This window comes from Curtobacterium sp. Leaf154, from assembly GCF_001424595.1.
Lineage (GTDB): Bacteria > Actinomycetota > Actinomycetes > Actinomycetales > Microbacteriaceae > Curtobacterium > Curtobacterium poinsettiae.
In genome coordinates this window covers 14,437-37,995 of sequence record NZ_LMOS01000006.1, presented here as the reverse complement: position 1 = coordinate 37,995, position 23,559 = coordinate 14,437, and the positions used below count along the sequence as shown (strand labels likewise).

Genomic DNA, 23,559 nt, shown 5'->3' with positions numbered 1-23,559 from the left:
GGCCGCGGGCGGCCGGACCCGGAGCGGATCTTCCCTGTACGCTCGATCATGGATCTGCACCTCATCCGGGGGAGTGCGGACGGATCGAGGGGGACCCTCCACCATGCCCAAGAAGCTCATCGCGCTGGCCACCGCCGGCCTCGCACTCACGCTGCTCGCCGGTTGCTCCACCGGGCCGTCCAAGGCCGAGCAGTGCACCCAGTTCGAGAAGACCGTCAAGTCCGCTGCCGAGGGCGTGCAGTCCGAGGCCGCGAACCTGCAGTCCGACCCGGACGCCGCCGTCACGAAGCTCAAGGAGCTCGACGCGAAGATCTCCGACGGCGTCGACGACCTGTCGGACGACGACCTGAAGGCCAAGGGCGACGCCTTCGAAGAGGCCTACGGCGACCTGGTCGACGACATCGAGGACATCGCCGAGGACCCGAAGTCGGCCGACGTCTCGGGCCTGACGAAGTCCAGCACCAAGGTGCAGGACGCCGGCAACGCGTTCCAGAAGGAGTGCAACTCCTGATGCGCCGCACCCTCACCGCGCTGGCCACCGCCGGCCTCGCACTCACGCTGCTCGCCGGTTGCTCCGGCGGTGACGGTGGCAACGGTGGCAACTCGTCCGGCGGTGACTCGGGGGCGTCCAGTGCACCCTCGGCGTCGAAGACCGCCGCGGCGGCTCCCGCGCAGAGCAAGCAGGAGGCCTGCTCCCTGCTCGAGAACGAACTCGCGTCGTTCCTCAAGGAGCAGGGTGCCGACACGGCTCCGTCCGACGTGAAGGCCCGCGGGGCGCTCATCGGCGAGTTCGTCCAGCGCATCGACTCGGCGCTGACGAAGGTCTCGAACGAGCAGGTGCACGACACGTTCGAGGAGTTCTCGGGCGCGGCCAAGCGCTACAGCTCGGCCATCGAGTCCGGTTCGGCAGAGGACTCGACCGAGGTCAAGAAGGCCCAGTCCGACGTGCAGAGCACGCTCGACCAGGTTTCGGCCGTCTGCCCCGCCAAGAGCTGACCGCCACCGCGCACCACACACGACGACGCCCCGCCCTCCTGCGAAGGAGCGGCGGGGCGTCGTGCATCCCAGGGGGACGGGTCAGGCGGCCGCGGCCTGCGACGCGTCGAGCCGTGCGACGTCCTCCGGTCGCAGCCGCACGGTCGGCGCGGTGATCGAGTTCAGGATCGACTGCGGGCGCGACGCCCCGGGGATCGGGACGACGACGTCGCTCTTCTGCAGCTCCCACGCCAGGGCGATGACCTGCGGGGTGACGCCACGGTCGCGGGCGATGTAGGCGAAGTCCTCGAACGCCGTGCCGAGGTCCGCCGCACTCCCGATGCCGCCGAGGGGGCTCCACGGCAGGAACGCGATGCCGAGCTCGTCGCACAGTTCGAGCTCCGGCTCGCTCGAGCGGAACTTCGGCGAGTACTGGTTCTGCACCGAGGCCAGGCGTCCGCCGAGCACCTCGTTCGCGGTGCGGATCTGGTCCGGGTCGGCGTTCGAGATGCCCGCCATCCGGATGACGCCCTCGTCGAGCAGCTCGGCGAGCGCCCCGATCGAGTCGGCGTAGGGCACCGCGGGGTCGGGACGGTGGAACTGGTACAGGCCGATCTGCTCGACGCCGAGCCGCTTCGCCGACGCCTTCGCCGCCTCCTTCAGGTACTCCGGGTGCCCGTTCTGGGTCCAGTTGCCGACTTCGGGGCGCAGGTGTCCGCCCTTCGTCGCGATGAGCACGGCCGAGGTGTCGTCGTGGTACTCCCGGACGGCCCGGGCGATGAGCTCCTCGTTGTGCCCCACCTCGTCGTGGCCGCCCAGGTGGTAGGCGTCGGCGGTGTCGATGAGCGTGACACCGTTCTCGAGCGCTGCGTGGATCGTGGCGATGGACTGACGCTCGTCCGGTCGGCCCTCGATCGACATGGGCATCCCGCCCAGACCGATGGCACTGACGGACACGTCTCCGATGACTCGTTGCTTCATCGGCCCAGCATGCGCCGGGGGTGCGCCCGCACGCCCAGGTGGTCACGCCGTGGCCGTGACCGACAGGCGGACGGGAGGCCCGTGGCGGCCCCGCCTTCGCGCCTCCAGGCCGGAACGGACACGCGTTCTCCGACAGGACACGCGTCGATCGACGCGTGTCCTGTCGGAAGCGTGGTGACGGTCAGGCGCTGGCGGACACCGACGACGCGGCGGAACCGCTGTCGACGGCGTTCCCGAACACGACGCCGCCCCAGGCGATGACGACGATCGCGAGCACGAAGCCGATCGCGGCGATCCACCACGACGGCTTGCGGCGGATCCAGGCGCCGATCGACAGCACGATCGTGGCGACCCCGATGACGAACGCGCCACCGACCGCGATGGCGGCGCCACCGAAGTACCCGCCGGGCGAGCACCCGGCCGAGGCGTCGCACGACGTCGTGGCCGAGGCGACCGCGATGATGCCGACGACCGCCGTGATCGCGGTCATCACGGCACCGAACACCAGGAGCAGGACCGTCGAGATCCGGTCGGCGAGCTTCGCCGGCGGGAACAACGTGGTGCCGCCGCGCTCCCACGCCGCGCGCTGCGCGTCCGTGGGGCCGGAGGAGGGCTGCTGCGGAGGGCCGGGGACGTTGGACCAGGTCATGCGTGCAGTCCTACCGCGCCTCGACCCCGAACGCCTGTGCGAGCCGCTGGATCTTCTGCGCCCGACCGAGTCGGGGCAGGTCGGAACCGTCGCGGATGACCCGGCCGCGGGCCTCGAAGTCGTCCAGGAAGTCCTGTGCCCAGGCGACGTCGGTCGGGGTGGGGGAGATGACCTCGTTGATGACGGGGAGCTGCTCGGTGTCCAGACAGAGCTTGCCGGTGAGGCCGAGCGACACGGCGACCTGCGACTGCTCGCGGAGGATCGGGTGCGACGACCCGACCGTGGGGCCGTCGATCGGGCCGGGCAGGTCGCCGACGCGCGAGGCGACGACGAGCTTCGACCGCGGGTACGCCATCGCGAGGGTGTCGGCGCTCGTCCCGGTGTCGCGGCGGTAGTCGCCGGACCCGAAGGCCAGGCGGAACGCACCCTGCGCCTTGGCGATCGACACGGACTCCTCGATGCCGAGCGCGGACTCGACCAGGGCGATCACCGGCGTCTGGCCGCCGAGCCGGTGCCAGGTGTCGGTGACCTGGGCGGGGGACTCGGTCTTGGCGAGCATGACGCCCTGCAGCCCGGGCAGGCCACGGAGCTCCTCGACGTCGTCGGCCCAGAAGTCCGTCGTGACGTCGTTGATGCGCACCCAGGCCTCGCCACCGCCGGCCAGCCAGGCGGCGACGCCCTGCCGTGCCGAGGGCTTCGCGGCGGGGTCGACGGCGTCCTCGATGTCCAGGATGATCTGGTCGGCGCGGGACCGCTGGGACTTGTCGAACCGATCGGTCGCGGTGCCGGAGACCAGCAGCCACGAGCGTGAGATCTCGGCGGGGACCGATCGACGTCGGTTCGGCGTGGGGGCGGACGGAGCGGTGCGGTCGTCGATGGCCATGCCCCGTTGGTACCACACCCGAGGGGACGAACGCCTCGCTCGGACGCGTGCCGCGTCGATGCGGAAACCCCGAAACCTCGGTTCATTGCCAGAGAGGCCGTCCGGTTCCGCCTACAGTGTCGGATGTGTGGCGAGCGGACAGGGTGACCGACGGTGAGGACGACGTGAACGACGACGTCCCCGTCGAGGGTGCCCGCGCGCGCTCCGACGACGATCGAGACGAGCAGCAGGACGTGGACCAGGAACGGACCGACGACGAGCCGGACCGCATGCTCCGCCCGGAGCTGCAGATGACGAGCCCGCAGGCGATCAGCCTGGGCGACCCGCGGTTGCAGGCGGGCAACGCGGCGGAACCGACGTGGGACGGCTGGCGCACCCAGCTGACCGGGGTCGGTGGCACCAGCCCGCTCACGCACTTCAGCGACCACCCGCGCGCCCGCATCGAGCTGTCGACCACCCACCCCGGTGGTCTCGCGCAGTTCATCACCGGCAAGACGACCCTGCTGTCCAGCCTGATCCGCGACGAGGTGGCGCTCCGTGCCGCCCGCGTGGCCGCCGGACACGTCGAGGCGAAGGGCACCGAGCTCGCCACCGTGCGCGGCATCGACGCCGTGAAGCTCGGCATCGGCATGGCCGACTGGAAGCACGGCGACGAGCAGTTCCGCGGCCCCGTGCTCCTGCGACCGCTGGCGATCCGTCGGCACGGACGCGACTTCGAGGTGCGCCTGCTCGGCGAGCCGGTGCTCAACCCGGGCCTCGCCGACGCCCTGCACGAGCAGTTCGGGGTGATCCTCGACGCGCAGTCCTTCGTGGCCCTCGCGCAGCAGGACGGCTCGTTCACACCGAACCCCGTCATCGACCGGCTGCGTGGGCTGACCGCGCACATCCCGGGCTTCTCGGTGCACGCCCGACTCGTGGTGTCCGCCTTCGCCGAGGTCGCGACCGGCATGGTCGAGGACACCGGCGACCTGTCGCACCCCGTGCTCGACGCACTGGCCGGCAACCCGAGCGCGAAGTGGCAGGTCGAGCAGTCCTACCACCCCGTCGAGCAGACCCCGTCGGACGAGCGCAGCCCCGAGACCGACACGCTGCTGCTCGACGCCGACGACGAGCAGGAGAACGTGATCGCCCAGATCACGGCCGGCAACTCCATCGTCGTGAAGACCCTGCCGGGCACCGGTGGCACCCAGACCATCGTGAACGCCCTGGGCGGCCTGGTCGCGGCGAACAAGCGCGTCCTCGTCGTGAGCCCGCGCCGCGCCACCCTGCGGGGCATCGCCGCACGCTTCGGCGAGGTCCAGCTGCCCGGGGTCGCCGTCACGCCGTCGACCCTGCGCCGCGACGTCGTCCGTGCCATCGCCCGCAACGAGAAGGCCGCGCGGCCGAACCTCCGCGAGGTCGACGACGCCCTGGTCCGCCTGCGCAAGGTGCTGAAGGACTACCGCGGCTCGCTCACCCGCAAGGACCCCGACTTCGGCGTCTCGGTGCTCGACTGCCTGGTGGAGCTGTCGCGCCTGTCGCTGCTGCCCGTCGCCCCGTCGACGACCGCTCGGCTGTCGAAGCAGTCCGTGGCCTCGATGGTCGACGGCCGGTCGCGCGTCGCCGAGACGATGGTCAGCGCCGCGAACCTCGGCGAGTTCCGCTACGGCCCCGACGACTCGCCCTGGTACGGCGCGAAGTTCTCCTCGAGCGACGGGGCGCAGCGTGCGCACCGCATCGCGAAGGACCTGGACGCCGACGGCCTGCCGACCCTGCTCCGCCGCGCCCACGACCTGGTGAGCACGACGCACATGCGCCAGTTCACGACGATCAACGAGCTCGGCATCTACCTGCGCCTGCTCACCGAGATCCGCGACACGCTCGACCGCTTCCTGCCCGTGGTCTTCGACCGCTCGGTGTCCGAGCTCGTGGCCGCCACCGCCCCCCGCGGCGAGGGCGCCCCGATGTCGTCCACGAACCGTCGGCGGCTGAAGAAGCTCGCACGTGAGTACGTCCGACCGGGCGTGCACGTGTCCGACCTGCACGAGGCGCTGACCCGCGTCCAGCAGCAGCGCGTGCTCTGGCAGCGCTACGTCGCCGCCGGCGTGAACCCCGAGGTGCCGACCGGCATCGCCGACGTGCAGGTGCTGTTCTCGAACGTCGCCGAGGACCTCGCGCGTCTCGACGAGCCGCTGGGCCGCACCGAGCGCGACCGCCAGCTCGCGAACATCCCGGTCGACCAGCTCGTCCCGACCATCGCCGAGCTCGCCGCCGAGTCCGACGTCCTGCACAACCTGCAGGAGCGCACCGAGCTCATGCAGACCCTGCGTGACCTGCAGCTCGAACCGCTCATCACCGACCTGGCGAACCGGCACGTGCCGGACGTGCAGGTGCCGGCCGAGCTCGAGCTCGCCTGGTGGCAGTCCGCCCTCGAGACCATGCTCGAGTCCGACCGGGCCCTGCTCGGCGCGAACACCGACATGCTCGACCGGGTCGAGGCCGACTTCCGCCTGGTGGACGACGCCCACGCGGCCGGGGTCTCCCAGGGCCTGGCGTGGCAGCTCGCCGAGAACTGGAAGGTCGGTCTCGTCGACTGGCCGGAAGAAGCGACGGCGCTCAAGACGCAGCTGCGCGACGGTGCGATCACCTCGCGCCTGCTGCAGGACTCCGCACCGCACCTGTCCCGGTCGATCGCCCCCGTCTGGCTCGCGAGCCCGTACGAGGTGCCGCAGATCGCCGACACGATGCCGTTCGACACCGTGATCCTGGTCGACGCCGGTGCCGTGACGATCGCCGAGACCGTCGGTGCCGTCCGTCGTGCCCGCCAGACCGTCGTGTTCGGTGACCCCGTCACCCAGACGCCGTCGCCGTTCCGCATCGCCGTGGACCCCGAGCACCGGGCGCTGCAGGTCGACGAGGGCACGCTCGACGCGTTCCACGCCGACTCCGCACTCGCGAAGCTCTCCACCCTGCTACCCACCCTGTCGCTGTCGCGGTCGTACCGCGCCGGCGGCGAGGACCTGGCCGAGCTCGTGAACCGTCGCTTCTACGGCGGCAAGATCGAGTCCCTGCCGTGGGCCGGCTCGTTCCTGGGCCACGGCTCGATCGCGCTCGACTACGTCAGCGACGGCAAGGCCGTCCCCGACCCCGAGTCCGGTGCCGTCGAGAGCGTCGACGCCGAGGTGGACCGCGTGGTCCGGCTCGTCATCGACCACGCCCGCACCCGCCCGACCGAGTCGCTCATGGTCATCACCGCGTCGGCGAAGCACGCCGTGCGGGTCGAGCAGGCCGTGCTGACCGCCGCCCAGGGCCACAAGGACCTGACCGAGTTCGTCATCGGCGACCGCGCCGAACCGTTCATCGTGGCGACGCTCGAGCAGTCGGTGGCGCAGAGCCGCGACCGTGTCGTGTTCTCCATCGGCTACGGCCGCACCCCGCACGGCCGCGTGCTGCGCGACTTCGGTCCGCTCGGCAAGCCCGGCGGCGAGCGGCTGCTCGCGGTCGCGATGACCCGTGCCCGTCGCTCGATGGTCATCGTCACGTGCTTCCAGCCGTCCGACATCGAGGCCGAGCGCATGGGCCACGGCACCATCGCCCTCGCCGAGATCCTGGCCGAGGTGCGCGCCCGCACGACCGCCGAGTACGTGCCGGACGACTCCGACCCGTTGCTCGTCGACCTGGCCCGTCGCCTCGAGATGCGCGGCATCCCGGTCGCGCTCGGCCACCGCGGCAAGCTCGGCCTCGTCGCCGCGCACGGCGGGGTGTGCGTCACCATCGAGACCGACGCGTCACTGGTGAAGGGGTCGCTGCGCGAGTCCCTGCGCCTGCGCCCCGAGGTGCTCCGTCGTCTCGGCTGGCACTACGTGCGCGTGCACGCGTTCCAGCTGTTCTCCGACCCGGACCGCGTCGCCGACACCGTCGCGTCCGTGCTCGGGGTCGACCGCGGTGCCACGCAGGAGATCTCGATCCCACCGATCCCCGCCCGCCGGTGAGCACGCAGGATCTCGATCCCCGCGTGTCCACGGTCGGCCCCGCCCGCCGATGAGCCGCCGGGCCTCGCGGCCCGCCGGTCCGGTGACGCCGGAGACGGACCAGCTGGTGGGCACGTGGACGCGGGCCGACGACGTGTCGTCAGCCGCGCCTCCCGGATCAGCGGTTCCGCAACCGGACTCGGACGACCCGTCGGGAGGCCCGGTGCGGCGCCGCAGGCGCGTCACCACCCAGCCGGTGGCGGGCTACGACCCGGCGCCGCCGCCGGAACCGGCGCGACACCGCGACGGTGAGAACGACGACCAGCTCCGGCGCGACGTCCCGCCGCACTGGTAACCGGTACCCTGGCCCGTGATGACTGACACCGCGCGGCAGCGCCCCGACTGGCAGACCTGGCCGAACCTGATCACGCTGTTCCGCCTCGTGCTGATCCCGGTGTTCATCGGCCTCGTCGTCGCCGGCCACCCGGGGTGGGCGCTCGTCGCCCTCGTCGTGATCGGCGTGAGCGACTGGGCGGACGGCTTCATCGCCCGGAAGTTCGACCAGGGCTCGAAGCTCGGCAAGGCGATCGACCCGGTCGCCGACCGTCTGGCGATCATCGCGATCGTGCTGTCCCTGGTGCTCGTCGGCCTGCTGCCCTGGTGGGTGGTGGCCGTCGTCGTGCTCGTCGACCTGGTGCTCGTCGTCCTGTCGAGCGTGCTGTTCCACGGCAACCCGGACCTCGACGTCACGTGGACGGGCAAGATCCGCTCGGCACTGCTGTTCGTCGGGCTGCCGGTGCTGCTGTTCTCCGCGGTGCACACCGTCGACGAGAACGCGCCGTGGGTCCGGGTCGTGGCCCTGGTCTTCGTCTACCTCGGCACCGCGGGGCACGTCCTCGCCGGCGCCCAGTACGCCGTCGCGATGTTCGCGAAGCGCCGGGCTGTCTCCGCCGCCTGACCCCCCTCCAGCGCAAAACACCGGTGTTCACGCTGCGCACCGCGGTTTGCGGGTGTGCAGAGCGGGAACACCGGTGTCTTGCGGGTCCGAGCGCGGTCGTGCGCCGGGGCTAGAGCTTCGTCGAGCCGCCGATGCCGGGCCCCTCGGGAGCGTTCGACGGGGCGATGTGCGCCCCCGTGCTCGCGGCGCCACCGTTCTGCGGGCGGAGCAGGTCGCGGATCTCGAGCAGCACTTCGACGTCGGTCGGGGGCACGTCCTGCGGGGTCTGCTCCTCGTCGTTCTTGACGCGCTCGAACGCCACCTTCTTCAGGTGGTTGACGGGCACGACGAGCGCGAAGTACACGACCGCGGCGACGATCACGAAGTTGATGACCGCGCCGATGATCGCGCCGAAGTAGAGCGTTGCGCCTTCGCCGGAGACCGTGGGGATCTTGACCTTCAAGGCTTGGTCGAGGCTCGAGGCGTTGAACACCGCACCGATGAGCGGGTTGATCAGGGCGCTGACGATCGTGCTGACGATCGCGGTGAACGCCGCACCGATGACGACTGCCACGGCCAGGTCGATGACGTTGCCGCGGAGCAGGAACTCCTTGAAGCCCTTCATGCGAGGGTCTCCTTCCGGGTCGAGGACGGCCGCCGAGTGGCGACGCGCCCAATGTATCCGGAGAGCGCAGACCGCGTCAGGACGCGGCGGGCTTCGAGCTGCTCGGCTTCGACTCGGGCTTCTTCGCCGGCTCGGACTTCTTCGGCTCCGACTTCGCAGGGGCGCTCGACGATCCCTCGGCCTTCGGCGCCGGGCGGGAGTCGGTGCGGTAGAAGCCACCGCCGTTGAAGGTCACGCCGACGGGGGAGAACACCTTGCGCAGGACGCCGCCGCAGACCGGGCACTCCGTCAGGGTGGCGTCGGAGAACGACTGCTTGATGTCGAACGCGTTGTCGCACTCGGTGCAACGGTACGAGTAGGTGGGCACATCAGCTCCGGAACGTGATGATGCGTGACGGCGTGATGATGCCGTCGACGGGTTCGTCGTGGGGTTCGCGCGGGACCTCGTCGAGGTACTCCGCGTCGAAGATCACAGCATAGACGGGCGGGCGGTTCGCCATGGACCCGAGGGTCTTGTCGTAGTAGCCGCGCCCCCAGCCCATGCGGACGCCGTCGTGTCCCACCGCCGCCGCGGGGGCCAGGATCGCGTCGACGTCGTTGATCGCGAGCGGTGACAGGACCTCGCCGACGACCTCGGGCAGGCCGAGCAGGCTCTCGGTCTCGCTCTCACCGTCGCCCACGGCCCAGTCGAGCAGGCCGTCCTCGCGGGTGACGGGCAGCAGCACGCGGATGCCCTGCTCGAAGGCCCAGTTCAGGAACGGCCGGACGTTCGGCTCGTCCGGCGCGGACAGGTACAGGGCGATGGACGTCACCTGGCGCTCCTCGACGAAGCGCTGCAGGGTCGCGGTCAGGGTCTCGGTGTCCGCGTCGCGTTCGGTCGTGGTCCGGGTGCGCCGCCGCTGCCGGAGTTCGGCTCGCAGGGCGCGCTTCTCGTTCCCGAGATCGGCGATCATGCCGAGGAGTCTACCGAGGGGTGTCGTTGCGGCTTCCCGCCGGGAACGCGCGCACTCCCGTGTCCCCCGGAGCGACGACATGCCCTCGAAAGGGGGATCGGATACGGTCTGACCATGGGCTTCCAGATTTCGAAGGCGGTGATCCCGGCCGCAGGGCTGGGTACCCGCTTCCTCCCCGCGACCAAGGCGATGCCGAAGGAGATGCTCCCCGTCGTCGACAAGCCGGCCATCCAGTACGTGGTGGAAGAGGCTGTCGGTGCCGGGCTGACCGACGTGCTGATGATCACCGGGCGCAACAAGAACGCGCTCGAGAACCACTTCGACCACGTGTCGGAGCTTGAGGAGACCCTCCGCAAGAAGGGCGACCACGAGAAGCTGCAGAAGGTGAACCAGTCGACGGACCTCGCCGACATGCACTACGTGCGCCAGGGTGACCCGCTCGGCCTCGGCCACGCGGTGCTCCGCGCGAAGATGCACGTCGGCCGCGAGCCGTTCGCCGTGCTCCTCGGTGACGACATCATCGACGCCCGTGACCCGCTGCTCCAGCGCATGATCGAGGTCCAGGGCGAGAAGAACGCCACCATCGTGGCCCTGCTCGAGGTCCCCGAGTCGCAGACGCACCTGTACGGCATCGCCACGGTCGAGCCGACCGAGACCGACGACGTGGTGAAGATCACCGGCCTCGTCGAGAAGCCCCCGCAGGGCGAAGCGCCCTCGAACCTGGCCATCATCGGCCGCTACGTCATCCGTCCCGAGGTCTTCGACGTCCTCGAGAAGCAGGAGCCGGGCAAGGGCGGCGAGATCCAGCTCACCGACGCGCTCATGAAGATGGCGAGCGCGGAAGAGTGGACCGGCGGCGTGTACGGCGTCGTGTTCCGTGGACGCCGGTACGACACGGGTGACAAACTCGACTACATCAAGGCGATCGTGCAGCTCGCCTCGGACCGCGATGACCTCGGCCCCGACCTCAAGTCGTGGCTGAAGGAGTTCAACGCGGGCGAATAGTCGGCCATCCCGCTCGGGTCCGGTGATCACGGACCCGGGCGGGACACCCCGTCCCGCTCCGGGGCGGGACCCCGGAGGAACCCAGCGATGACGACGATCCCGACCCTGTCCCACGGGCGGGTCACCATCCGGCCCCTCCGGCTCCGCGACACCCGCGACCTCGACGCGGCACTCGCGACGAACCGCTCGTGGCTCCGCACCTGGGAAGCCACGAACCCCTCCGGACACGTCTCCACCGACGTCCGTGGCAGCATCCGCGCGCTCCAGGCCAACGCCCGCGCGGGACTCGGTCTGCCGTTCGCGATGGAGCTCGACGGCCGCTTCGTCGGGCAGCTCAACGTCTCCGGCATCTCGTACGGCTCGCTCGCGAGCGCCTCGATCGGCTACTGGGTCGTCGAGGACGCCGCCGGCCACAACGTGACGCCGATCTCCGTCGCCCTCGCCGTCGACCACTGCTTCCGGTCGCTCGGCGTGCACCGGATCGAGATCTGCATCCGGCCGGAGAACGCCCCGAGCCTGCGGGTCGTCGAGAAGCTCGGCTTCCGGTACGAGGGGCTCCGTCGCCGCTACATCCACATCAACGGGGACTGGCGCGACCACTTCTGCTTCGCACTGGTGGCCGAAGAAGTCCGCGGTGGCGTCCTCGAGCGCTGGGTCCAGGGGCAGGTGCCCCCGGGCGTGGGGACCGTGCCGCTCGCCGCTCGCGACGAGGCCGCGATGCCGCTGGACACGACGCCGCGCATCTGACGCGCTGCACCTGACGGGCCTGGAGGCGCGGCGCACCTCCCACGGATTCCGCCCCGACACGCGCAACACGCGTCCGGCAATGACGGGGCCGGGGAACCGCCGCCCCTACCGTGTTCGCATGGCAGGAATCGGCTCGTGGGGTGGCGGCATCGTCCTGCTCGTCGCGGCCGTCCTCTGGCTCGTCTACCTGATGCCGTCGTGGGCCGCCCGTCGTCAGTACCTGGCCACCGAGCGGAACGCCATCCGGCTGCAGCAGACCCTCCGGATCCTCGCGCAGACCGCCGAGCTGCCGGACGAGGTCCGCATCGAGATGAACGCGAAGTCACTGGCCCAGGCGCAGCGCGTCGCCCGGTCCGAAGAGGCCAAGCGCACCGCCATCGTCCGGGCCCACGAGGCCGCGCGGCAGCGTGAGATCACCCGCCGCCTCGCCGAGCAGGCCCCGGTGCTCGAGCGGGCATCCGCCGTGCCGGCCCTGACCGCGATGCGGATGCGCCGTTCCCGGCTCGGAGCGACCCTGTTCGGCACGCTCGGCATCGTCATCGCCCTCGTGGTCTTCATCGCATCGCCGTCGCTCTGGCTCGTCGGTGTCGCCGGCCTCGTCGCCGCCGGTGGGTCCGCAGCGGTCCTGGCCCAGCTGCACCAGGTGGCGACGGCGCGGAAGCAGCGTCTCGCGGCCGCCGAGACGGGCGCGATCCGCGCCTCCCGGCAGTCCACCGCGTGGACCGACCCGGCGCCGCCCCTGTCGACGGAACAGCCCGCTGTGCCCGCGCAGGACCGCTCGTGGACCCCGAACCACGTGCCGAAGCCCCTCTACGTGGAGCGACCGGCCGCGCCGGCCGCGTCGCCCGAGTCGTCGGCCGAGCTCGCCGCCCGGTTGAAGGAGCGCGTCGCCGCGGCCAAGGCGGAAGCCGAGGCCGAAGCTGCGGCGATCCGTGCGGGCGAGTCGGACCCGTCGCTCGCCACCGTGTCCCGGATGCGTCCCGAGCTCGAAGAGGCGGCGGCGTCGCTGTCCGCGCACGACCAGGGGCGTCTCGCCGAGCGGCTCGGGCTCCGGGCCCCGGCCGCGTCCGCCGGCCTTGCCCCCGGCGCTCCTGCTCCAGCCGCTCCTGCTCCCACCGACGAGCCTGCCGGGCCGCCGAGCAAGTGGGCCGGCATGGGCGTCCTCGACGACGATGCGTACCAGCAGGCCGACCTCGACGCGATCATGCGACGGCGCCGCGCGGTCTGACCCGCGGCACGCCCGACGGGCCACGCGCGATTTCGGCTGGGCCGAACGAGGGTGCTAGTGTGGTCGAGAACTTGGGGCTATGGCGCAGTTGGTAGCGCGTCTCGTTCGCAATGAGAAGGTCAGGGGTTCGAATCCCCTTAGCTCCACCACGTGGCAACCACGAGAACGGCCCGGAACCGACAGGTTCCGGGCCGTTCTGTCGTTGCTGCGCGCGTGCGGCGAGACCTTCCTCCACAGGCCGAGCAACGGGGATCGTTCGACACAGTTCACGCACCGGGGTGGTGTGTTGTCCAACGCATCGCCCTAGACTCCCGGTGCGCCGCACGGGCGTCGCCGGCCCACCGGGCCCGACCAGGGGGAGAGCATGTTCCGTATCAGTCGTCTCGTCGCGACCATCGCGACCACGGTGGTGGTGGCCGCCGGCATCGCGGTCGCCGGACCGTCCTCGGGTGCGTCCGCGGCGGTCACACCGCTGGGTGTCGACATCTCCTGGCCGCAGTGTGGCAGCCAGGTGCCGACCGACCAGGCGTTCGGCATCGTCGGGGTCAACGAGTCCCTCGGCAACACCACGAACCCGTGCCTCGCCGAACAGCTCGACTGGGCATCGAAGTCCGTCGGCGGTTCGGCCCAGCCGAAGACCCAGCTGTACGCGCTGTTCGCCAACCCGGGGCTCCAGGCCTCGGTCTGGCCGACGTCGAACAGCTACCAGGGCACGGTGCCCACCAACCCGTTCGGCACGTGCGTGACCAAGAGCGGCAAGAAGCAGCTCACCCTGGCCTGCTCGTTCATGTACGGCTACGCCCGCGGGTACGACGACGTCCAGAGCCGTGGGGTCCCGACCCCGTCCGCCTACCGCTGGTGGATCGACGTCGAGACGGGTCTGTCGTACCAGCGCGACACCGCGCAGAACCGTGCGGCGATGCAGGGCATGATCGTCGGGCTCAAGACCGCCGGCGTGAAGCGGATCGGCCTGTACTCGACCGGGTCACAGTGGAAGACCATCGCCGGCACCGTCAAGGCGAACAGCCCGCTGTACGGCCGCTCGAACTGGATCGCGCTCGGCAAGAGCACGGTGACGAAGGCACGGAAGGCCTGCTCCGGCACGCCGCTTCCCGGCGGCACCATCGCCATGGTCCAGGTCGAGGTGCCCTACGGCTCCGGCACCATCGACCGCAACGTCTCCTGCACCTGATCGACCTGACCGACAGACGGGAGGCCCGCTGCCAGCTGGCAGCGGGCCTCCCGTCCGTCCGAGGGGCGCGTCAGACCCGTCGCCACTGCCCGATCGTCAGCCCGCGATGCTCTCGGTCAGCACGCCGGACTGCGCGAAGGTGGTGTGGATCGCGTTCGCGGCCTGCTCGAAGGCGCGGTTGCCGCGCGAGACGCCGAGCGCGCCGCCCTTGATCGCGGACTTGCCGGATCCGCGCAGCAGTCGGGCGACGGTGCGGCCGTCCGGGGCGATCATGATCTGCACGTCCAGGCGGGTGTGGAACGTACGGTCGTTCGCCATGCCGCCGATGAGCAGCGTCAGGCCGAGGCTGCCGCGGGTCGCGCGGAGCGCACCCTGTTCGGCGTCGTCGACGGTGTAGCCCTCGCGGGCGAGCGCGTCGCGCACCTGGGCACGAGCGGTCTCGGGGTCGGTGGCGACGAAGAAGTCGTGGCTCTCGGGCATGTGTGTGTTCCTTCCGAACGGGTCCGCTGGGACACGGAGGACGCTCGTCCCCGGAGATGATCATGCCGTGTCGGAACGACGGAGGTGTCGCTTACGCTGGTCGTGTCATGACTGCCTCGATGAACCGCCGCGCACTCCTGTCCCTCGCCGGCGTCGCCGGGATCGGGTTCGCCGTTGCGGCGTGCTCCTCCGGCAGCGACAAGGGCGGCGACGGCGGCAGCGGTCGGGGCAGCTCCGGCGGCGGGGGCGCGACGACGTCCACCCCCGCGACGAAGCCCGTCGGGAAGGCCCTCGCCCCGGCGCAGGTCCCGCTGGCCGGTGGCGTCACGGTCACCGTCACGGGGGCCGGACTCGCCGCGGTCAAGGGCGTCACCGTCGGTGGTGTCGCTGCGCGCGACGTCGAGGCGACCGCGTCGAAGGTGACCTTCACGGCCCCGCACCAGGCGATGTACACCGCCGGTGACGCCGACGTCGCGCTCTTCACGTCGGCGATCGAGCCGAGTCCGTCCACCAACCAGTCCTCGGACGGCAACGGCAGCGCCGCGAACGACGGGCAGAGCGGCGCCACCCAGGACACCGCGACCACCACGCCCACACCGACCGCAGCCGCCACACCGGACGCGGGCAGTGCCGTCGCGACGACGACCCTCGCGTACGCCGCACTGACCGACGTCGACCGGCAGCTCGCCTACGCGATGCGGTACTGGAAGGACTACAACCTCGCCGAGTACGGCACCATGAACCCGATCGGCGGCGACTGCGCGAACTACGTCAACCAGACGCTCATCGCCCGCGGCTGGAAGCAGCGGTCCGACTGGTACAACCGCGCGGCCGGCGCCGAGCACAGTGCGACGTGGACCTACTGCCCCACCATGGACCCGTGGCTCGAGACGAACGCGGCCGAGTTCGGGCTCACCCGGCGCTCGTCGGACGAGCGCGACAAGGTCAAGGTCGGCGACATCGTGTTCTTCGACTGGAACGCGAACGGTTCACCGGACCACACCACCATCGTGTCCGAGGTCTTCACCGAGTCCGACGGCACCATCCGCATCAAGTCGGCGAGCCACAACCAGGACGGCCCGTACCGCGACCTCGACGAGATGATCACGGTGCAGCACCCCGGTGGGACGGCCTGGTTCCACACGTTCGACGCGTAGCGCTCTCCAGGCCCGCACGACACCGGTGTTCGCGCGTCGCACCGCGGTCTGCGCGTGTTCAACCGGCGAACACCGGTGTCTTGCAGAGCCGACGGACAGCGCCGCTCAGGGGTACCCGAGGAACCAGAGCAGCACGATCGCGACCGGCTGCAGGCACACCCCGACGACGAGCCACGTCACCGCCCGCCGCCGTGTCCCCACGAACACGTCCGACCCGAGCAGCGGCGCCATCGGCATGAGCAACCGCGGCAACGACTGCTGCGGCAGGAACACGGCCACCAGGTACAGCCCGTACGAGGCCGTGAACGCGAGCACGTCGGTGCCCAGGGCCCGGGTGCTCCTGCGCGAGAAGAACCACACGGCGCCGGCGAGCACCACCACGACGAGCCCGATGCCGAGCGGCCCGAGCCACGTCGACGCCATGATGAACCACGGTGTCAGCGGCGCGAAGTGCTGCCGGCCGACGAACCCCACCCACCACGACAACTCGGTGTCCAGGTAGGCGTCCGGCCGCCCCGTCACGGCGGTCGCGATGACGGGCCACGCCAGGCCCGCAGCCGCGACGACCAGGCCGGTCACCACGATCGCGATCCGATCGCGCCACGGGAACACCTCGGCTGCTCGCCCGGACCGGCGCGCTCCGACCCACCGCACCACCAGGTGCACGGCCAGTGCCAGTGCCAGCGCCAGGACCCCGGGCTTCGTGAACGCGGCCACGACACCGAGCGGCGCGATCAGCCAGTACCGTCGCCGCACCAGGGCCAGCAGTGCGCCGAACAGCAGCACGAGCAGCAGGCTCTCGGCGTAGGCGACCTGCAGCAGGAAGCCCGTCGGCGCGAACGCGAACAGCGCGGTCGCCCAGCGGGCACGGTGTGCGCTGCCGACGGCGAGCACCAGCCGGTACAGCAGCACGCACGCGCCGGCTCCGGCGATCGAGGCGACGACGACTCCGGAGACCCAGAACGAGGCGCCGGTCAGCGTCATCAGGATCCGCACGACCGTGGGGAACACGGGCAGGAACGCCCACGCGTTCGGCAGGACGTGCCCGGCGTCGTCGACGGGCAGCGTCGCCGGGTACCCGTGCTCGGCGATGATCCGGTAGAACGAGGCGTCCCACGACCCCGAGAACGTGAAGAACGACGGGTCGCGTCGGTACGAGGCGAACGGCCAGCCGTTCGCGGTCGCCAGCAGGTACACGGTCGCCAGCAGCACGGTGCTCACCACCCGGGAGCCCATCCAGAGCAGCAGCGGCGCGGTCCACGCGCTGTGCCGTCCGGTCAGCAGGTTGCGGAACCCCCGCCTGGAGGCCCGGCTCGCTTCCGCCACGTTCGTCACCCGCCCGATCCTCCCAGACCGTGGGCCGCGCCCCGCATCGCGGGTCGCCACCCGCCCGGCGCGAGGCGACCCGTGTGCGTCGTGAGCAGCGGTGGTCGGGTCCGTCTGCCGGAGGTGACCACCGCTGCTCACGGGGTGCGGGCCTCCCAGCTAGTGCCCCGTGACCGCGCGACGGATCTGCTCGATCGGGACCTTCGGGGACCGGTCTGCGTTGAGCAGGCCGTTCGTCTCCTGCACGGTGTCGGTGAGCTGCGTCCAGCAGGACCCGGCGAGGAACGAGCTCGCACGGACCGCGTCGTACAGCGCGGTGATCCGGGCGACCCAGTCGTCGCCGTCCGTGGCCGACGTGTACCCCCAGCCGTCCTCGCGCTGCACGCCCGGCTGGTAGTTCACGCCGCCGAACTCGGTGAGCATGACCGGCTGGCCGAGGTCCTCGGCGCCACCGACCAGGATGCGGCGGTCCGCCGGGCCGATCCCACCGAGCAGCCGGGTCCGTGCGGTCTCGTCCGCGTAGGTCGCTGCGAGCCGGGGTCCGTCGCCCTCGTAGTCGTGGATCGTGACGATGTCGGAGTTCGTGTGCTCCCACCCGTCGTTCGAGATGACCGGACGCGTCGGGTCGAGTGCCCGCGTGACGTCGGCGAGGGCCCGGGCGTAGGCCTGCTGGGCCGGGTCGGTGGCGATGTGCTGCACACCCCAGCTCTCGTTGACGGGCACCCACGTGACGATCGACGGGTGCGAGGCGTCACGCTCGACGGCGTCCATCCACTCACGCACCAGTCGCTGCACGGCGCGGGGGGAGAACGCGTAGGCGCCGGGGGCCTCGCCCCACACCATGAGTCCGAGTCGGTCGGCCCAGTACAGGAACCGCGGGTCCTCGATCTTCTGGTGGTTGCGGGCTGCGTTGAAGCCGAGCTCCTTGATGAGTTCGACCTCGCGGCGGAGTGCCCGGCGGGACGGGGCGGCGATGTGCGATTCGGGCCAGTAGCCCTGGTTCAGGACGCTGCGGACCTCGTGGCGTCGGCCGTTGAGCAGGAACGCGCCGCCGTCGACCCCGACCGTCCGGATCCCGAAGTAGCTGGCGACGGCGTCGAACGGCGTCGCGCCGGTACGGGGGAGCAGCGAGACCGTCGCGTCGACCAGGCGTGGGGCGTCCGGGGTCCAGTGCAGCTCGTCCTCGGCCTGCCCGTTCGTCTGCCGCGCGATCGGGACGACCACGTCGAACTCGTCCCCCGTCGAGCCCACGGTGGTCTCGATCGTGGCGAGATGCTCGTCGCGGTCGTCCCAGCGCGCCTCGACGCGCAGGCGCTCGCCGCCGGTGCGGTGCCCGTCGAGCCGGACCGTCAGGCGCATGGTCGCGTGGTCGACGTTCGTCCAGCGCAGGGACGCGATCGAGACGGTCGGCACGGCCTCGAGCCAGACGGTCTGCCAGATCCCGGTGGTGCGGCGGTACCAGATCGCGTGCGGGTCCTCGTGCCAGTCCTGCTTGCCGCGCGGCTGGGTCAGGTCGTGCGGGTCGTCCTCGGCGCGGACCACCAGGGTGTGCACGGCGTCGGGGTCCGTGGTCAGCGCCTCGGTCACGTCGAAGGAGAACGGCGTGTGGCCGCCCTCGTGCTCGCCGATGAACTGCCCGTCGACCCAGACGCGGGCACGGTGGTCGACGGCGCCGAAGTGCAGCACGAGCCGGGGTGCGCCGCTGCCGAACCCGGCGGCGTCGAGCTCGGAGCGGGTGATCGCACGGGAGTACCAGACCACGGGGTGGAAGCCGGGCTCGTCGATGCCCGAGGCGGGGGACTCGGGCGGGAACGGGACGACGATGTCCCGGGCGTCGGTGAAGCCGGTGCGCCAGGCGTCGTCGTCGCCGTCGTTCCGGAACGACCACGTGCCGTCGAGGTCGGCCCAGGCGGTGCGGAGCATCTGCGGCCGGGGGTACGTGCCGTCCTGCCGCGAAGCGAGGGGGAGGCCGGGGGCGGAAGCGGAGTCAGGTGCGGCCACGGTGCCGTCGAGCGTGCTCATGCCTCCATGTTCCCGGTTCGGTACATCGTTGTAAAGGGCATGCCGCCCGCCGTCGCGCCGAGGACTCGGCACCTCGCCAGCCCCCGGCGCGTAGGTTCCGCTGCATGAGCGACGGAGCACCCAGCGCCCCCGACACCACCGCCCCCGACACCCGCACGCCGAGCGACCACGACCTCGAGTCCTGGATCGCCGACCGTCGCTGGTACGCCTCGAAGGGGTCCGTGCCGCGTCTCCGCACCATCTCGACCGACGACGGGACCCGCCTGGTGCTCGACGAGGCCCCCGCGGTCCCCGTGCTCTACCAGGCACCGATCACGAGCGGTCCCGACGGCACGGTCGTCGACGCCACCACCGACCTCGCGTGGGTGTCGGCGCTCGCCGCACGCATCGACGCGGCGCCGGAGTGCCTCAGCCCGATCGGCCGGGTCACCGCGGCCCGCGTCCTGACGGGCGAGCAGTCCAACACCTCGGTCATCTGCGACACGGAGTCCGGCGATCGCGTCATCATCAAGGTATTCCGCGTGCTGCACCACGGCGACAACCCCGACGTGACCACGCAGCTCGCGCTCACGGCGGCGGGCAGCACGCGCGTGCCGCGGGTCTACGGCGCCCTCCGCGCCGACTGGCCCGACGTCGGACGCCCGGACGGCACGGCGACGGGGCACCTCGCCTTCGCCCAGGAGTTCCTGCCCGGGCTCGACGACGCCTGGCGCGTCGCCCTGCGGGAAGCCCAGGCCGGCACGCCGTTCGGGGACCGAGCCGAGCAGCTCGGCACCGCGCTCGCCGACGTGCACCGCACCCTGGCCGGAGCGCTGCCGACCGAGCCGGCCGACGGGTCACGACGCGCCACCGCAGTCGCCACGATGCACGCCCGTCTCGACACCGCCGCCCGCGAGGCCCCGGCCGTCGCCGAACACGCCGACGCGATCCGTGCGGTCTACGCCCGGGCAGCCGACGCGATCTGGCCGGACCTGCAGCGCATCCACGGCGACCTGCACCTCGGGCAGGTCCTGGCGGCTCCGGATCCCCGCGGGTGGGTCTTCCTCGACTTCGAGGGCGAACCGCTCCGCCCCCTCGACGAACGGTCGCTGCCGGACGTCACCCTGCGCGACGTCGCGGGCATGCTCCGCTCGTTCGACTACGTCGCCGGTGCCCTGGCGCACGACGCCGAGCCGGTCGACGCGTCAGCCTGGGCAGCCGAGGCGCGAGCGCGCTTCCTCGACGGCTACCAGCGCGGCACCGGCGCGGACCTCGCCGGCCACAGTGCGCTGCTCGACGCCTTCGAGCTCGACAAGGCGGTCTACGAGGTCGTCTACGAGACCCGCAACCGACCCGACTGGGTCGGCATCCCGCTGGCGGCCGTCGCGCGCCTGGTCGGCGACAGCGGGTCCTGACCACGACCCACGAACGAACAGGAGGCCCGTGGCGACACCGCCACGGGCCTCCTGTCCGTCACCGGGTGACGCCCGTCTAGTTGACGGGTCCCGTGTACTTCTCGCCCGGCCCGGCGCCGATCGCGTCCGGGATCGCCGACGCCTCGCGGAAGGCGAGCTGCAGCGACCGCAGCCCGTCGCGGAGCGGGCGGGCGTGGTGGTCGCCGATCTCGGTCGCGGCGGCGGTGACCAGACCGGCCAGCGCGGTGATGAGCTTCCGTGCCTCGTCCAGGTCGGTCTGCTGCTGCGGGTCGTCGGCCAGGCCGACCTTCACGGCCGCGGCACTGAGCAGGTGCACCGCAACGGTGTTGATGAGTTCGACCGCCGGCACCTCCGCGATGTCCCTGGCGGCGTCGATGCCGGTGTCGTCGATCGGGGTGTCGCTCACGGTGCTCCTCTGCTAGGCTTGCTCGCGGCAGATGCTGTCCGTGTGCCATCAGTTCTCTTGACATCAGTTCTCCTGACGTCACGAACCCTGACAACTCCCGGACGGTGTCACGAAAGAGGAGTCTCTCCCACCCGCGGCCGCGTTCCACCAGGCTACCGGGTCACCACCGCTCCGCGAGCGCACGTGTTGCGCTCGTCGGTCGGATCCCACGGATCCGATGCAGGGCGGCTGCCGAACGGGTCGACATCCCGTGCGTCAGATCTCCTCTCTCGTGCTGTCGTCCAGGGCAAACGCCCCGGACGGCCACCACCTGATTGAAGGAGCTCCGCATCACCGATCCCCGTACCAACGACCGAATCCGCGTTCCCGAAGTCCGACTCGTCGGTCCGCAGGGTGAGCAGGTCGGCGTTGTCCCGATCGCCATGGCCCTGCGTCTCGCGCAGGAAGCCGAACTGGATCTGGTCGAGGTCGCGCCGAACTCGAAGCCGCCCGTGGCCAAGATCATGGACTACGGCAAGTTCAAGTACGAAGCCGCTCAGAAGGCCAAGGAAGCCCGTCGCAACCAGGTGAACACGGACCTGAAAGAGGTCCGTTTCCGCCTGAAGATCGACGTGCACGACTACGAGACGAAGCGCAAGCGCGCCGAGGGGTTCCTCCTCGGTGGCGACAAGGTGAAGGCGATGATCCTCTTCCGTGGCCGCGAGCAGTCGCGTCCGGAGCAGGGTGTCCGTCTCCTCCACAAGTTCGCGGAAGAGATCGCCGAGTTCGGCGTCGTCGAGTCGCGTCCGACCCAGGACGGCCGCAACATGACGATGATCATCGCCCCGCTCAAGAACAAGTCCGACGTCAAGGGCGAGCAGAACGCCAAGCGTGCTGCACAGAAGGCCGAGCGTCGTGCCACCGAGCACGCCGCGAAGGGCAAGGACGAGGCCGAGGCCGGTTCCACGTCCGAGGCAGCTGCGGAATCCACGGACTCCGCGGCCGAATAGGTCCCCGGACCGAACCCGCAACGACGCGGCCCCCCATCCATCCCACGGAAAGGCACCACCATGCCCAAGCAGAAGACCCACTCCGGGTCGAAGAAGCGCTTCAAGGTCACCGGTACCGGCAAGATCATGAAGCAGCAGGCCGGTATGCGTCACAACCTCGAGGTCAAGAGCTCCAAGCGCAAGGCCCGCCTGAACGAGGACCAGGTCCTCTCCAAGGGTGACGCGAAGAACGTCAAGAAGCTCCTCGGCCACTGAGCCCCGCAGATCGTAAAGGAATAGTGCAATGGCACGAGTAAAGAGAGCGGTCAACGCCGCCAAGAAGCGCCGCGTCATCCTCGAACGCGCCGAGGGCTACCGCGGCCAGCGTTCGCGTCTGTACCGCAAGGCCAAGGAGCAGGTCACCCACTCCCTCGTCTACGCGTACCGCGACCGTCACGCGAAGAAGGGCGAGTTCCGTCGCCTCTGGATCCAGCGCATCAACGCTGCCTCCCGTGCGAACGGCCTGACCTACAACCGCCTCATCCAGGGTCTCAACCTGGCCGGCGTCGAGGTCGACCGTCGCATCCTCGCCGACCTCGCGGTGAACAACCCCGAGACCTTCACCGCGCTCGTCGAGACCGCGAAGAAGGCCCTCCCGGCCGACACCTCGGCCCCGAAGGCTGCGTAGTCAGTTCTTCTGCTCGCGAAACCCCCGCCGCACGGCGGGGGTTTCGTCGTTCCTAGACTTGGGTCGTGAGCGATCTCCTCGAGAACCCCCGTGCCGGACGCGTGAAGGCCGTTGCGGCCCTGGCCAAGAAGGACGTCCGGGCCGAGACCGGCCTGTTCCTGCTGGAAGGACCCCAAGCGGTCCGCGAAGCGCTGGAGTACGCGCCGGAGCTCCTGCGCGAGCTGTACGTGACCCCCACCGCCGCAGCCCGCTACGGGCTCGACGACGCGCCGGTGGACACGTGGTTCGTGACCGAGCAGGTGCTCGACGCGATGGCGGACACCGTCACCCCGCAGGGCGTGGTCGCGGTGTGCCAGCAGTTCCCGACGTCGGTGAAGGACGTCTTCCCGGACCGCGCTGCGGCTGCCGCCGACGCGGAGGCCCGTGATGCGTCCGACGAACAGGCCGCGTTGCCCGGACTGGTCGCCATCCTCGAAGAGGTGCGGGACCCGGGGAACGCCGGCACGATCATCCGCGCCGCGGACGCGGCCGGAGCCGATGCGGTGGTGCTGACCGGCCGGTCGGTGGACCCGTACAACCCGAAGGTCGTCCGGTCGACGACCGGGTCCCTGTTCCACGTGCCGGTGTCGGTGGGCGTCACGCTGGCGGACACGATCGAGCGGGCGAAGGCCCTCGGCTACACGGTGCTCGCCGCCGACGTCTCCGGCGACGACCTGCCGGTGGTGCGCGCCGAGGGGATGCTCGACGGTCCGACCGCGTGGGTCTTCGGCAACGAGGCACGCGGGCTCACCGCCGACGACCTGGCGCTCGTCGACCGGGCAGTCAAGGTGCCGATCTACGGGCAGGCGGAGTCGATGAACCTCGCCACGGCGGCGTCGGTGTGCCTGTACGAGTCGGCCTTCGCGCTCCGGAGCTGACGCTCCTCCACAGACCGGTCGTCGGCGTCGGCCATCCACCGTCCGCTCGGTGCAG

At 71.0% G+C, this 23,559-nt stretch carries 24 protein-coding genes and 1 tRNA gene; 15 read left to right on the top strand and 10 right to left on the bottom strand.

Going from position 1 to position 23,559, the window contains the following annotated elements:
• Window positions 1-103 precede the first annotated feature (103 nt).
• Together ASF75_RS11965 and ASF75_RS11960 are read left to right on the top strand one after the other, a co-directional pair.
• On the top strand, window positions 104-511 hold the full coding sequence (locus ASF75_RS11965) for a hypothetical protein (RefSeq protein WP_017887998.1): 408 nt from the start codon (window positions 104-106) through the stop codon (window positions 509-511).
• On the top strand, window positions 511-996 hold the full coding sequence (locus ASF75_RS11960) for a hypothetical protein (protein WP_042540055.1): 486 nt from the start codon (window positions 511-513) through the stop codon (window positions 994-996). The genes ASF75_RS11965 and ASF75_RS11960 overlap by 1 nt, the downstream gene beginning before the upstream one ends.
• An 81-nt stretch (window positions 997-1,077) precedes the next feature.
• On the opposite strand, the gene ASF75_RS11955 is transcribed toward ASF75_RS11960, so the two are convergent.
• The 3 genes from ASF75_RS11955 to ASF75_RS11945 form a co-directional block, all read right to left on the bottom strand.
• Complete coding sequence (locus tag ASF75_RS11955; RefSeq protein ID WP_056071716.1) at window positions 1,078-1,956, bottom strand: aldo/keto reductase; 879 nt, start codon at window positions 1,954-1,956, stop codon at window positions 1,078-1,080.
• Between the two features lie 181 nt (window positions 1,957-2,137).
• Window positions 2,138-2,605, bottom strand: coding sequence for a DUF6264 family protein (locus ASF75_RS11950; protein WP_056071713.1), 468 nt, complete (start codon window positions 2,603-2,605; stop codon window positions 2,138-2,140).
• A 10-nt stretch (window positions 2,606-2,615) separates the two neighbouring features.
• Complete coding sequence (locus tag ASF75_RS11945) at window positions 2,616-3,488, bottom strand: HpcH/HpaI aldolase/citrate lyase family protein (protein WP_017887994.1); 873 nt, start codon at window positions 3,486-3,488, stop codon at window positions 2,616-2,618.
• Between the two features lie 269 nt (window positions 3,489-3,757).
• Between ASF75_RS11945 and ASF75_RS11940 the strand changes: the two genes are divergently transcribed.
• On the top strand, window positions 3,758-7,459 hold the full coding sequence (locus ASF75_RS11940) for an AAA family ATPase (RefSeq protein WP_235517683.1): 3,702 nt from the start codon (window positions 3,758-3,760) through the stop codon (window positions 7,457-7,459).
• 352 nt (window positions 7,460-7,811) lie between these two features.
• The gene (locus ASF75_RS11930; protein WP_042540049.1) at window positions 7,812-8,396 is read left to right on the top strand and encodes a CDP-alcohol phosphatidyltransferase family protein; all 585 of its coding nucleotides are present in this window, start codon (window positions 7,812-7,814) and stop codon (window positions 8,394-8,396) included.
• Between the two features lie 109 nt (window positions 8,397-8,505).
• Here ASF75_RS11930 and mscL read toward each other — a convergent pair whose 3' ends face one another.
• The 3 genes from mscL to ASF75_RS11915 form a co-directional block, all read right to left on the bottom strand.
• Complete coding sequence (mscL, locus tag ASF75_RS11925; RefSeq protein WP_042540047.1) at window positions 8,506-9,000, bottom strand: large conductance mechanosensitive channel protein MscL; 495 nt, start codon at window positions 8,998-9,000, stop codon at window positions 8,506-8,508.
• A 76-nt stretch (window positions 9,001-9,076) separates the two neighbouring features.
• Entirely contained in the window at window positions 9,077-9,367 is a 291-nt protein-coding gene (locus tag ASF75_RS11920) for an FmdB family zinc ribbon protein (protein ID WP_042540045.1), read from the bottom strand.
• 1 nt (window position 9,368) lies between these two features.
• The gene (locus ASF75_RS11915) at window positions 9,369-9,953 is read right to left on the bottom strand and encodes a 5-formyltetrahydrofolate cyclo-ligase (protein ID WP_017887988.1); all 585 of its coding nucleotides are present in this window, start codon (window positions 9,951-9,953) and stop codon (window positions 9,369-9,371) included.
• A gap of 114 nt (window positions 9,954-10,067) precedes the next feature.
• Here ASF75_RS11915 and galU point away from each other — a divergent pair, with 114 nt between their 5' ends.
• The 5 genes from galU (at window position 10,068) to ASF75_RS11890 (ending at window position 14,125) form a co-directional block, all read left to right on the top strand.
• Window positions 10,068-10,958, top strand: coding sequence for a UTP--glucose-1-phosphate uridylyltransferase GalU (gene galU / locus ASF75_RS11910; RefSeq protein WP_017887987.1), 891 nt, complete (start codon window positions 10,068-10,070; stop codon window positions 10,956-10,958).
• 87 nt (window positions 10,959-11,045) lie between these two features.
• Window positions 11,046-11,705, top strand: coding sequence for a GNAT family N-acetyltransferase (locus ASF75_RS11905; protein WP_017887986.1), 660 nt, complete (start codon window positions 11,046-11,048; stop codon window positions 11,703-11,705).
• Between the two features lie 118 nt (window positions 11,706-11,823).
• The gene (locus ASF75_RS11900) at window positions 11,824-12,933 is read left to right on the top strand and encodes a hypothetical protein (RefSeq protein WP_042540043.1); all 1,110 of its coding nucleotides are present in this window, start codon (window positions 11,824-11,826) and stop codon (window positions 12,931-12,933) included.
• A gap of 73 nt (window positions 12,934-13,006) precedes the next feature.
• Window positions 13,007-13,082, top strand: a tRNA-Ala gene (locus ASF75_RS11895).
• 215 nt (window positions 13,083-13,297) lie between these two features.
• Complete coding sequence (locus ASF75_RS11890; RefSeq protein WP_056071707.1) at window positions 13,298-14,125, top strand: hypothetical protein; 828 nt, start codon at window positions 13,298-13,300, stop codon at window positions 14,123-14,125.
• A gap of 96 nt (window positions 14,126-14,221) precedes the next feature.
• On the opposite strand, the gene ASF75_RS11885 is transcribed toward ASF75_RS11890, so the two are convergent.
• Window positions 14,222-14,605: a hypothetical protein gene (locus ASF75_RS11885; protein WP_056071705.1), complete on the bottom strand. Its 384-nt coding sequence runs from the start codon at window positions 14,603-14,605 to the stop codon at window positions 14,222-14,224.
• A 107-nt stretch (window positions 14,606-14,712) separates the two neighbouring features.
• Here ASF75_RS11885 and ASF75_RS17715 point away from each other — a divergent pair, with 107 nt between their 5' ends.
• Entirely contained in the window at window positions 14,713-15,762 is a 1,050-nt protein-coding gene (locus ASF75_RS17715) for an amidase domain-containing protein (protein ID WP_056071703.1), read from the top strand.
• A gap of 105 nt (window positions 15,763-15,867) precedes the next feature.
• Here ASF75_RS17715 and ASF75_RS11875 read toward each other — a convergent pair whose 3' ends face one another.
• Window positions 15,868-17,097 carry a hypothetical protein gene (locus tag ASF75_RS11875; protein WP_200942695.1) on the bottom strand — a complete coding sequence of 410 codons (1,230 nt, stop codon included), beginning with the start codon at window positions 17,095-17,097 and terminating at the stop codon, window positions 15,868-15,870.
• Window positions 17,098-17,247: 150 nt separating this feature from the next.
• Window positions 17,248-19,110: a glycoside hydrolase family 2 protein gene (locus ASF75_RS11870; RefSeq protein WP_082509719.1), complete on the bottom strand. Its 1,863-nt coding sequence runs from the start codon at window positions 19,108-19,110 to the stop codon at window positions 17,248-17,250.
• Between the two features lie 104 nt (window positions 19,111-19,214).
• Here ASF75_RS11870 and ASF75_RS11865 point away from each other — a divergent pair, with 104 nt between their 5' ends.
• Complete coding sequence (locus tag ASF75_RS11865) at window positions 19,215-20,504, top strand: phosphotransferase (RefSeq protein ID WP_056071699.1); 1,290 nt, start codon at window positions 19,215-19,217, stop codon at window positions 20,502-20,504.
• 76 nt (window positions 20,505-20,580) lie between these two features.
• Here the strand turns inward: ASF75_RS11865 and ASF75_RS11860 are convergent, their stop codons facing one another.
• The gene (locus tag ASF75_RS11860; RefSeq protein ID WP_017887978.1) at window positions 20,581-20,931 is read right to left on the bottom strand and encodes a DUF1844 domain-containing protein; all 351 of its coding nucleotides are present in this window, start codon (window positions 20,929-20,931) and stop codon (window positions 20,581-20,583) included.
• Window positions 20,932-21,245: 314 nt separating this feature from the next.
• On the opposite strand from ASF75_RS11860, the gene infC reads away from it, so the two are divergent.
• The 4 genes from infC to ASF75_RS11840 all read left to right on the top strand — a co-directional run bounded on the left by infC (window position 21,246) and on the right by ASF75_RS11840 (window position 23,504).
• Window positions 21,246-21,920, top strand: a complete 675-nt coding sequence (gene infC / locus ASF75_RS11855; protein ID WP_017887977.1) for a translation initiation factor IF-3 — start codon at window positions 21,246-21,248, stop codon at window positions 21,918-21,920.
• Between the two features lie 60 nt (window positions 21,921-21,980).
• Window positions 21,981-22,175 (top strand): 50S ribosomal protein L35, encoded by a 195-nt coding sequence (rpmI, locus tag ASF75_RS11850; protein ID WP_017887976.1) that lies wholly within the window; start codon window positions 21,981-21,983, stop codon window positions 22,173-22,175.
• Window positions 22,176-22,203: 28 nt separating this feature from the next.
• A complete protein-coding gene (gene rplT / locus ASF75_RS11845) occupies window positions 22,204-22,587 on the top strand; it encodes a 50S ribosomal protein L20 (RefSeq protein WP_017887975.1) in 384 nt (127 codons plus the stop codon).
• Between the two features lie 65 nt (window positions 22,588-22,652).
• Entirely contained in the window at window positions 22,653-23,504 is an 852-nt protein-coding gene (locus ASF75_RS11840; protein ID WP_027466551.1) for a TrmH family RNA methyltransferase, read from the top strand.
• Window positions 23,505-23,559: the final 55 nt, after the last annotated feature.

Bases quoted from the DNA above. Each gene is read 5' to 3' on its own strand.
- ASF75_RS11965 (WP_017887998.1), top strand. From the start codon at position 104: ATGCCCAAGAAGCTCATCGCGCTGGCCACCGCCGGCCTCGCACTCACG.
- ASF75_RS11960 (WP_042540055.1), top strand. From the start codon at position 511: ATGCGCCGCACCCTCACCGCGCTGGCCACCGCCGGCCTCGCACTCACG.
- ASF75_RS11955 (WP_056071716.1), bottom strand. From the start codon at position 1,956: ATGAAGCAACGAGTCATCGGAGACGTGTCCGTCAGTGCCATCGGTCTG.
- ASF75_RS11950 (WP_056071713.1), bottom strand. From the start codon at position 2,605: ATGACCTGGTCCAACGTCCCCGGCCCTCCGCAGCAGCCCTCCTCCGGC.
- ASF75_RS11945 (WP_017887994.1), bottom strand. From the start codon at position 3,488: ATGGCCATCGACGACCGCACCGCTCCGTCCGCCCCCACGCCGAACCGA.
- ASF75_RS11940 (WP_235517683.1), top strand. From the start codon at position 3,758: ATGCTCCGCCCGGAGCTGCAGATGACGAGCCCGCAGGCGATCAGCCTG.
- ASF75_RS11930 (WP_042540049.1), top strand. From the start codon at position 7,812: ATGACTGACACCGCGCGGCAGCGCCCCGACTGGCAGACCTGGCCGAAC.
- mscL (WP_042540047.1), bottom strand. From the start codon at position 9,000: ATGAAGGGCTTCAAGGAGTTCCTGCTCCGCGGCAACGTCATCGACCTG.
- ASF75_RS11915 (WP_017887988.1), bottom strand. From the start codon at position 9,953: ATGATCGCCGATCTCGGGAACGAGAAGCGCGCCCTGCGAGCCGAACTC.
- galU (WP_017887987.1), top strand. From the start codon at position 10,068: ATGGGCTTCCAGATTTCGAAGGCGGTGATCCCGGCCGCAGGGCTGGGT.
- ASF75_RS11905 (WP_017887986.1), top strand. From the start codon at position 11,046: ATGACGACGATCCCGACCCTGTCCCACGGGCGGGTCACCATCCGGCCC.
- ASF75_RS11900 (WP_042540043.1), top strand. From the start codon at position 11,824: ATGGCAGGAATCGGCTCGTGGGGTGGCGGCATCGTCCTGCTCGTCGCG.
- ASF75_RS11890 (WP_056071707.1), top strand. From the start codon at position 13,298: ATGTTCCGTATCAGTCGTCTCGTCGCGACCATCGCGACCACGGTGGTG.
- ASF75_RS11885 (WP_056071705.1), bottom strand. From the start codon at position 14,605: ATGCCCGAGAGCCACGACTTCTTCGTCGCCACCGACCCCGAGACCGCT.
- ASF75_RS17715 (WP_056071703.1), top strand. From the start codon at position 14,713: ATGACTGCCTCGATGAACCGCCGCGCACTCCTGTCCCTCGCCGGCGTC.
- ASF75_RS11870 (WP_082509719.1), bottom strand. From the start codon at position 19,110: ATGAGCACGCTCGACGGCACCGTGGCCGCACCTGACTCCGCTTCCGCC.
- ASF75_RS11865 (WP_056071699.1), top strand. From the start codon at position 19,215: ATGAGCGACGGAGCACCCAGCGCCCCCGACACCACCGCCCCCGACACC.
- rpmI (WP_017887976.1), top strand. From the start codon at position 21,981: ATGCCCAAGCAGAAGACCCACTCCGGGTCGAAGAAGCGCTTCAAGGTC.
- rplT (WP_017887975.1), top strand. From the start codon at position 22,204: ATGGCACGAGTAAAGAGAGCGGTCAACGCCGCCAAGAAGCGCCGCGTC.